This is a genomic window from Mesorhizobium sp. IMUNJ 23232, from assembly GCF_044326205.1.
Taxonomy (GTDB): Bacteria; Pseudomonadota; Alphaproteobacteria; order Rhizobiales; family Rhizobiaceae; genus Kumtagia.
Window position 1 is genome coordinate 1 of the sequence record NZ_JBIRCY010000154.1, and the last position, 1,643, is coordinate 1,643.

The 1,643-nt window shown below is 60.8% G+C and carries 2 protein-coding genes; one reads left to right on the forward strand and one right to left on the reverse strand.

Annotated features, from left to right (window positions below):
* The coding region (locus ACH196_RS38030; RefSeq protein ID WP_396651979.1) for an alpha/beta hydrolase at nucleotides 1-761 on the reverse strand (761 nt) is incomplete at its 3' end.
* Between the two features lie 211 nt (nucleotides 762-972).
* On the opposite strand from ACH196_RS38030, the gene ACH196_RS38035 reads away from it, so the two are divergent.
* A partial coding sequence (locus ACH196_RS38035) for a cupin domain-containing protein (protein ID WP_396651980.1) occupies nucleotides 973-1,643 on the forward strand: 671 nt, incomplete at its 3' end.

The following is a 1,643-nucleotide window of genomic DNA, read 5'->3' on the forward strand; positions in this document are numbered from 1 at the left end:
AGCGCGGCCTTTTCAATGACCGCGGCGACTTCCTTCGCGTGGACGATGAGCGAAGCATGGCTGCCGGCGACTTCCGTCGTCTGGGCCTTCATTTCGGCGGCGAAAAACTTCTGGGCCTCGGGTGCGATCACCTTGTCCTTGGTGCTGATCACGTAGAATGTCGGCTTGTCGCGCCAGGCGGCCGTATCGACCGGTGCCTCGAACGCCGTGTGGTTCAGCGGAAGCTGATGGTTTGCCAGGGACTCGGCGATCTGCGGGGGCAGGTCAGCGGCGACCGCCGAAGGAAACACCTTGGGATTGATGGTGAGGTTGCCTTTGTCGTCAGGACGGATAGCCGCGGCTCCTTCGGTTGCCGGACCGCTCGTGGCCAAGGTCGCCAGAGATTGTCCCACATCCGGCGCGAACGCGGAGACATAGACCAATGCCGACACCTTGGGATCGTTGCCTGCTTCCGTGATCACGACGCCGCCCCAGGAGTGACCGACGAGCACGGTCTTGCCGTTCTGTTTCGCAAGTGCCTGCTTGGTTGCATCGACGTCCGCAGCGAGTGAGGTGAGCGGGTTTTCAACGAGCGTGACGTTGTATCCCTTCTTCGTGAGGATGTCGGCAACCGGCTTCCAGCTCGTCTGGTCGACGAAAGCGCCATGGACGAGCACGATATTGTGAGCCGCCCCTTTGGGCAGTTGAGCCGATTGGGCGGGGGCGGCAAATGTCGCTCCGGCCATGAGGACGGTGGCGACCGATAGTAGAAGATTTCGCATAGTTTGCTCCTGTTGGGATGGCGGACGAATTGGGTCCAGAGAAGGGCAGGCGTCGGCAAAATCGCGGTTCTTCCATCAGCCATTTTGCGAAATGGTATGCTGCGCGACGTGTTGGCTCGACCTGAGGTGAAGTAGGACGTAGAGTTCTCGGACGTTAGGCTCCAATCGTCCGAATATTGTGTCTGACCGTCCGCCGTATTAGCGTGGAGCGATGGACATCCTTGCCCAAGTGCTCGATCGCGTCCGCCTCGGTGGGACTCTGCTCTTCCACTTCGAACTCGGCTATCCATGGAATCTGGCATTGCCAGCGCGCCCTTACGCTCTGTTCCATTATCTCAGTCGCGGCTCAGCTACCCTCGTGCTTGAACAGGGACGAGAACTCCGCATGACTGAGGGCGACTTTGTCGTCGTCACGCGCGGCGAGCCGCACCTGATTTATTCGGACCGCCGGGCGACGCCTTTACAGATCCTAGACCTCGATCGACCGTCTGGACGCCTTGGCGTCGTTCGTCATGGGGGCAGCGCGCAACCTCTCTCGACGATGATCTGCGGCAATTTCACTGTGGAGCGGCCCTCGCGCGGCAGCGTCTTGGAATTGCTTCCACCCCTGCTTCTCCTGAAGTCGACAGACGGCGGCGGAGGACTCGAGGCGATTCTGCAACGCATGGTTAGCGAGTCGGCGTTTGCGCGTCCCGGCCAGGACATCGCACTGTCGCGGCTGACAGAAGTACTCTTCGTCGAGGTGTTGCGGAGCTGGATCAAGTCTCTCGACTACGGAGAGGGCGGGTGGCTCGGGGCGATGGCGGACCCGCACATAGGACCGGCGCTTCAATTGATCCACGAACGACCTGATAAGCCATGGACCCTTGGCGACCTTGGGCA